Origin of the sequence: Klenkia terrae (genome assembly GCF_900491935.1) — a bacterium.
Classification (GTDB): Bacteria; Actinomycetota; Actinomycetes; order Mycobacteriales; family Geodermatophilaceae; genus Klenkia; species Klenkia terrae.
In genome coordinates this window covers 1688209-1695294 of the sequence record NZ_UEXK01000004.1, presented here as the reverse complement: position 1 = coordinate 1695294, position 7086 = coordinate 1688209, and the positions used below count along the sequence as shown (strand labels likewise).

8 protein-coding genes are annotated in these 7086 nt (G+C 74.7%); all 8 read right to left on the bottom strand.

What is annotated here, in order from left to right:
• The coding region (locus tag LFA75_RS08785; RefSeq protein WP_225233262.1) for a hypothetical protein at positions 1-727 on the bottom strand (727 nt) is incomplete at its 3' end.
• 43 nt (positions 728-770) lie between these two features.
• Entirely contained in the window at positions 771-1424 is a 654-nt protein-coding gene (locus LFA75_RS08780) for a TetR/AcrR family transcriptional regulator (RefSeq protein ID WP_225233261.1), read from the bottom strand.
• Positions 1425-1587: 163 nt separating this feature from the next.
• Positions 1588-1713, bottom strand: coding sequence for a hypothetical protein (locus tag LFA75_RS23825; protein ID WP_263639366.1), 126 nt, complete (start codon positions 1711-1713; stop codon positions 1588-1590).
• Positions 1714-1777: 64 nt separating this feature from the next.
• Positions 1778-2665: a metal ABC transporter permease gene (locus LFA75_RS08775; RefSeq protein ID WP_225233260.1), complete on the bottom strand. Its 888-nt coding sequence runs from the start codon at positions 2663-2665 to the stop codon at positions 1778-1780.
• Positions 2666-2677: 12 nt separating this feature from the next.
• Positions 2678-3463: a metal ABC transporter ATP-binding protein gene (locus LFA75_RS08770; RefSeq protein WP_225233259.1), complete on the bottom strand. Its 786-nt coding sequence runs from the start codon at positions 3461-3463 to the stop codon at positions 2678-2680.
• Entirely contained in the window at positions 3460-4389 is a 930-nt protein-coding gene (locus LFA75_RS08765) for a metal ABC transporter solute-binding protein, Zn/Mn family (protein WP_225233258.1), read from the bottom strand. The genes LFA75_RS08770 and LFA75_RS08765 overlap by 4 nt, the downstream gene beginning before the upstream one ends.
• A gap of 80 nt (positions 4390-4469) precedes the next feature.
• Positions 4470-5480 carry a TIGR03617 family F420-dependent LLM class oxidoreductase gene (locus LFA75_RS08760; protein ID WP_225233257.1) on the bottom strand — a complete coding sequence of 337 codons (1011 nt, stop codon included), beginning with the start codon at positions 5478-5480 and terminating at the stop codon, positions 4470-4472.
• Positions 5480-7009, bottom strand: a complete 1530-nt coding sequence (locus LFA75_RS08755) for an acyl-CoA synthetase (RefSeq protein WP_225233256.1) — start codon at positions 7007-7009, stop codon at positions 5480-5482. The genes LFA75_RS08760 and LFA75_RS08755 overlap by 1 nt, the downstream gene beginning before the upstream one ends.
• Between the last annotated feature and the right edge of the window lie 77 nt (positions 7010-7086).

The window sequence follows — 7086 nt, the reverse complement described above, 5'->3', positions numbered from 1 at the left end:
CCCCTGCGTCGTCCTCTCCGCCCGCCGCCGCCGGCTGCTGCTGCACCCGCGCGCGCTCACCGCGGAGGCGGCCCGGCCCGGCGCCTCGGCCCTGCTCATCCCCCCCCCGCACGCCCCCCCGGCGCCCCCCCTCCCTCTCCTCCCCCCCACCGCCGGGGGGGCGCCGCCGGCCGCGGGGCCGCCCCGGCGCCGCGGCGGCGCCGCCCGGCAGCTCCGCGGCGGCGGCGGCAGCCTGCGCGGCCGGGCGCGGGGCGCCGTGCGGCGGGCCGGCGGCGCGGCGCGGGCCGGCGGCCTGGGGCGGCACCGGGCGGGCCGCGGGGGGGTGGCGGACCGGTGGCGCCCCCAGCCCGGCGGGGCCGGCGTGGTCGGCTCGGGCCTCGAGCACGTGCCGGTCGCCGCCGGACAGCTCGGTGCGGGCCCGGGCGTCGGCCGCGCGGAACGCCGTCCAGTAGCCGTCGTCGTAGTCCTCGACGACCTGGAAGGTCCACCGGTCGGCCACCACGTCGCGGCCCAGGAGGTCCCGCTCCAGGTCGTCGGCCAGCGCGGTGGCGCCGGCCTCCCGGAAGGAGTCCAGCGCCTCGCCGAGCAGGATGTCGGCCTTGCCGGAGAGCTGGTGGAACGCGTAGAGGAAGCCGCGGGCCTGCTCCACGGTCTCCAGCGCCTCGGACAGCTTGCCCAGCGCCTCGACGGTGGTGTCGTCGAGGTCGGGGCGGGATCGGTCGGTCACGCAGGCACTGCTGCCCCGGCGCGACCGGCTCGAACCGTCGCGGTCAGGCGCCGGCGACCGCGGCGTCCACGAGGCGCTCGGCCAGGCGGCGGCCGTGGCTGGCCGGGCCGTCGGGACCCAGCAGGCCACCGGACAGCTGCATGCCGTCGATGATCAGGTGCAGCTGCGAGGCCAGGTCGTCGCCGTGCCCGGGGACGAGCTCCTCGGCGAGGTGGACCAGGCGCATGTGCAGCTCGTACTTGTAGTCCGCCGCGGCCGAGCGGGCCGGGTGCTGCGGGTCGTCGTACTCGCTGCTGACGTTCGTGAACGGGCAGCCGCGGAAGCCGGTGCGGGTGACGTCCTTCTCCACCACGTCGACGACGGCCAGCAGGGCGCCGCGCGGGTCGTCGGCGAAGCCGCCCAGCTGGGAGTCGATGTAGCCCAGCAGCGTGGCGGCCTTGCGGGAGAGGTAGGCCCCGACCAGGTCGTCCTTGCTCTTGAAGAGCCGGTAGACGGTCATCTTGCCCAGGCCGGTCTCCCGGACCAGCTCGTCCATGCCGACGCTGCGCGAGCTGCGGCCGGAGAACAACCGCTCGGCGGTGTCCAGCACGATGGCCTGGCGTTCCTCGCGGCTGCGGCGCACCGGGATCGGTGCGGCCAGCGAGCCGTGGGCGTCGCTGGGCGCGGGGCTGTAGTCGAGGGCGAGGGCGGCGGTCACGTCAGCGATGGTGCACGTCTCCGTGACGGAGCAGTTCGCGGCACGCCGGTGTGTCGGCGCCACAACTCAGGGTCATACGTACTGGTGAGCCGCCCGTGCCACCGGAGACGGAGGGGACCGTTGTGACTGGGCGGTCACGCCTGGCCGAACTCTGCCGAGGGGGTCAGGCGCGTCGTACCCGGCGCGGGTTGGCCAGCATCCGGATGACCGGTGCGGCGGTGGGCTCGCTGCCCTCGGCGGGGTCGGTGGAGGAGGTGCCGCTGCGCTGCGGCTGGTCCGGGCTCGTCATCGCCCCAGGATGCACCCGGTGACCGCCCGCTGACCACCGGTGGCGCGTGGCACCCCCGGAGGGGTCAGTGCGTGTGCTCGGGCACCGCGGGCACGGTGTCGTGCCCGCCGGCCACCGGGTCGGTCGGCCGGGCCCGGTGACGCTCCCGGGTGCCCAGCAGCACCGCACCCCAGATCAGCACCGCCACGCTGACCACGAAGAAGCTCGGCGGCAGGTCGACGACGGCCGAGAGCACCAGGCCGATCCACACCGAGGCCAGCGCGAACGCCACCGACAGCGCCGCCACGAGCCCCGGCCGGGCGGTGAGCCGCAGCGCCGCCGCGGCGGGGGTGACCACCAGCGCGAACAGCAGGAGGGTGCCGACGACCTGCACGGCCATCGTCACGGTCAGGGCCAGCAGGACGACGAAGGCGACGCCCAGCGCGCGCACCGGCACGCCCCGGGCCTCAGCGACGGCCGGGTCGACCGAGGCGAACACCAGCGGCCGGGCGATGACCGCGAGCGCCACGACCACCAGCAGGGTGAACCCGCCGAACAGCCACAGCTGGTCGGTGCTGATCGCCAGCAGGTTGCCGAAGAGCACGTTCGTCGTGGTGGAGGCGTTGGCGGTGGCCAGCGAGGCGAACAGCACGCCCAGGCCGGTGGCGAAGGCGAGGATCGTGCCGGTGGCGATCTCCCGCTCGGCCACCCGCTTGCCGAACAGGCCGATCAGCAGCCCGCCGCCCACGCAGAAGACCGCCAGGCCCAGCGTCACCGGGGCGCCGACGAGGATCGCGCCGGTGGCGCCCGGGAAGCCGATGTGGGCCAGGGCGTGCGCGGCGAACGCGTTCTGCCGGGTGATGACGAAGTAGCCCATGAGGCCTGCGGTGAGGGCGACCAGGCTGCCGCCGACGAGGGCGTGCTGCATGAAGGTCGTCTGCAGGATCTGGAGCCAGTTCTCCTGGTAGCGCACGGGAGGGCTCCTTCAGCCGCTGCGGGTGAACAGGTCGCCCTGCGCGGTCCGGACGACGCGCACGCGGGTGCCGTAGAGGTGGGTGAGCAGCTCCTCGGTCACGACCTCGCCGATGACGTCGTGGTGCGGGTGGCCGTCGAGCAGGTAGACCGCGTCGGTGAGCACCGGCAGCAGCGGGTTGAGGTCGTGCGCGACGACCATGATCGTCACCGCCCGCTCCTGCCGCAGCTCACCGAGCAGGGTGACGATCTCCTGGGAGTTGCGCAGGTCCAGGTTGGCCAGCGGCTCGTCGAGCAGCAGCAGGTCGGCGTCGTCCACGATCGCCTGGGCGATCGCCACCCGCTGCTGCTGGCCGCCGGACAGCTCGCTCATCCGGCGGTCGGCGTAGCCGGCGGCGCCGACCCGGCGCAGCGCGTCGTCGACCCGGGCGCGCTCGGCCGGCGTGCTGCGCCGGATGCCGAACCGGTTGCCGGTCAGCCCCAGGCCGACCAGGTCGCGGGCACGCACGGCCTCGCCGAGCGCGGCGGTGTAGTTCTGCGGCACGTAGCCGATCCGGCGGTTCCCCCGCCGGGGCGGGGCGCCGAGCACCTCGATCCGGCCGGTGGCCACCGGCAGCAGGCCCAGGGCCAGCTGGAAGAGGGTGGTCTTGCCCGCGCCGTTGGGCCCGATCACGCCGACGACCGCGCCGGCGGGGACGGCGAGGTCGCCCTCGGTCCACACGGTGCGCCCGCCGCGCACGACGGAGACCCCGTCCAGCACGAGGGCAGGCGGGGTCTCCGAGGTCGATCCGTGCGTCACTGACCCCCACCGAGTGCGTCCGCGAGCTGCTGCAGCTGGGCCAGCTGCCACTCGACGAAGGAATCATCCCCGTCCGGCACGGATTCCGTGACCTCGACCACCGGGACGTCGGCGGCCTCGGCGGCGGCCCGCAGCTGCTCGGGCACGCTGCCCTCGGTCTGGGTGTTGTAGACCAGCACGTCGATGCTGCCGTCGGACAGAGCGGCCTCGAACGCCGCCACGTCACCGGAGGACGGGTCGCTCTCGTTGCTGGCGGCGTCCCGGTAGCCCTCGGGGGTGGCGTCGGTGAGCCCGACGGCGGCCGCCGTGTAGTCGAAGACCGTCTCGGTGGCGGCGTAGCTCTTGCCGGCGGCCAGACCCTGGATCGTGGTCAGCTCGGCGGTGCAGGGCTCCAGGTCGGTGGCGAAGGCGGCGGCCCGGCCGGCGAAGTGGTCCGCGGCGTCGGGCGACAGCTCGGTCAGCTCGGCGGTGATCGCCGCGGCGGTCTGCTGCACGTAGTCGGGGGAGTACCAGAGGTGCGGGTTGGTGCCGTCGGCCACGCCGACGACCTCGGCGGCGTCGACGACGGCCGGCTCGGGGTCCAGGTTGGCCAGGGCGTCGGAGGCCCAGTGGTCGTAGTCGGCGCCGTTGACCACGACCAGGTCGGCGTCCTCGAAGGAGGCGATGTCGCCGGTGCTGGGCTCGTAGTCGTGCGGGTCGACGGCCGTGGAGTTGATGACCGTGGTGACGGTCGCGCAGTCGCCGCCCAGCGCCCGGGCGATGTCGCCCCACTGGTTCACCGAGACCACGACGTCGAGCACGTCGCCGGGGCAGTTGGCCGTGTCGGCCTCGGTGGTGAGGGTCGAGTTGCCGCCGTCGGAACCGCAGGCCGCGAGGGCGAGGGACGAGGCGGCCAGCAGGGCCAGGACGGTGGGACGGCGGGACACGATGGCACTCCTGCGCAGCTTGTTGACAATGATTCTCGGAAGCAATGTCACCACACCGGGCAGGGTGCCGTCCAGTCGGGTCAGCGCAGGGCCTGCACCACCGGGTCCCAGGCGGCCAGCGGGACGCCGGTGCCGGGGTAGATGCTGAACCGGTCGACCAGCCCGTCGAACCGGGCCAGCAGGGCGGCGCCGGCCTCGTCCGGGTCGGCGACCACGGCGAACGTGCCGAGCACCTCGTCGTCCACCAGGTCGGCCATCGCCTGCCACTTGTCCTCGCTGCGCGACGTCGACAGCGCGTGCAGCTCGTCGCCCAGGTCGCCCCAGCCGTGCAGCTCGAGCACCGGGCGGTAGGCCGGCGTCGACCCGTAGAACGCGATCTGGCCGCGCACCGCGGCCGCGGCGGCCGACCGCTCGGCGTCGTCCCGGCCGCCGACGACGAACCCCGGCAGGCTGACCTGGACGTCGGCCCGGGACCGGCCCTCGGCGTCCAGGCCCTCGTGCAGGGCGGGCAGGGTGCGCTCGCGCAGGTAGCGCTCGGTGGTGAAGGAGTGCGCGAGCAGCCCGTCGGCGGCCTCGCCGGCCAGTCGGGTCATCAGCGGGCCGACCGCGGCCAGGTGCACCGGCGGGGCGCCCCAGGCGTGCCGGGCCGGGGTGAACATCGGGGTCATCAGCGTGTGCCGGTAGTGCTCGCCGCGGAACCGCAGCGGGACGTCGTCGGTCCAGGTCGCCCAGATCGCCCGCAGCGCGCCGAGGTACTCCCGCATCCGCGCGGCCGGGGCCGACCAGGGCATGGAGAACCGGCGCTCCACGTGCGCCTGGATCTGGGTGCCCAGGCCCAGCACGAACCGGCCCCGGCTGTACCGCTGCAGGTCGTAGGCGGTGTAGGCCAGCGTCATCGGCGAGCGGGCGAAGGCCACCGCGATGCCGGTGCCCACCGACACCCGGGAGGTGGCCAGCGCCGCGGTGTGCAGCAGCAGGAACGGGTCCTGCGCGACCTCGGAGGCCCACACCCCGGCGTAGCCCCGCTCCTCCAGGTCGCGGGCGGTGGCGGCCGGGTCCTCGGCGGTGGTCAGCGACGCGTCGAGCAACATCAGCGGTACACCTCGGTCAGCCGGCGCTTGACCAGCTTGCCGGCGGCGCTGCGCGGGAGCTCGGCCATGAACTCGATGCGCCGGGGCACCTTGTAGCCGGCCAGCCGCTCGCGGGCGAAGCCGATCAGGTCGGCGGCCAGGTCCGGCGAGGGCTCGACGCCCTCGACGGTCTGCACCACCCCGAGCACGGCCTCGCCGAGGTCGTCGTCGGGGATGCCGATCACCGCCACGTCGGCCACCGCCGGGTGCATGACGAGCACGTCCTCGGCCTCCTGCGGGTACACGTTCACCCCGCCGGAGATGATCATGAAGGCCTTGCGGTCGGTGAGGTAGAGGTAGCCCTCGTCGTCCACCCGGCCGATGTCGCCGATCGCCGACCAGGTCGGGTGGTCGGGGTGCTGCGCGGCCGCGGTCTTCTCCGGGTCGCCGTGGTAGCTGAAGGGCATGGCGTCGCGCTCGACCCAGACGGTGCCGATCTCCCCGGGCGGGAGCTCGGTCCCCTCCTCGTCGCAGATGTGCAGCACGCCGAGGGCGGCCCGGCCGACGGTGCCGGGGTGGGCCAGCCAGTCCTGCGGGCGGATGATCGTGACGCCGTTGCCCTCGGTGGAGGAGTAGTACTCGTCGAGGATGGGCCCCCACCACTCCATCATCTGCTGCTTGACCTCGACCGGGCACGGCGCGGCGGCGTGGATGGCCACCTGCTGGCTGGACACGTCGAACCGCTCGCGCACCTCCGCCGGCAGCTTGAGCATCCGCACGAACATGGTCGGCACCCACTGGCTGTGCGTGACGCGGTACTGCTCGATGTGCCCGAGCGCGGTCTCGGCGTCGAACTTCGCGGCCATGACGACGGTGCCGCCGGACCGGTGCTGCATGCCGCCGAAGCGCAGCGGCGCCGCGTGGTAGAGCGGCGCGGCCGAGTAGTAGACGGTGTCGGCGTCGAACCCGTAGAGCGGGCCGAAGACGGCGGTGAACACGTCGCCGGGCTCGTCGATGCGGTGGGTGGGCAGGTTGGGCAGCACGCCCTTGGGCCGGCCGGTGGTGCCCGAGCTGTAGAGCATGTCCGCGCCCGCGGGCTGCACGGCCGGCCGCTCGGGCGAGGCCGCCGCCAGGGCCGCCTCGTAGTCCTCGTACCCCTCGACCGGGCCGCCCCAGGCCAGCCGCAGGCCCAGGTCGGGGCAGCGCTCGGCGACGCCCCGGGCCAGGGCGCCGGCACCCGCCGACGCCACGAGCACCCGGGCGCCGCAGTCGCGCACGATGTAGGCGGCCTCGTCGGCGGTCAGGTGGTTGTTGACCCCGGTGACGTACAGGCCCGAGCGCAGCGCGGCCCAGTAGACCTCGAAGACCTCGGGGGTGTTGTCGGCGATGAACGCGACGTGGTCGCCGGGGCCCAGCCCCTGCCGGCGGAGGACGTCGGCGAGCCGGGTCGACCGGTCGTCGAGCTCGGCGTAGGTGACCACCCGCCCGGTCTCGGCGACGACGACGGCCGCCTTGTCCGGCGTGCGGTCGGCGTAGGTGCCGGGGTACACGGCGCGCTCCCTCGGGGTGCTCGGCGGCGGGTGTACCGGGGGATCCTGCGGTGTGACCGGGCGCACGGTCAACCCTG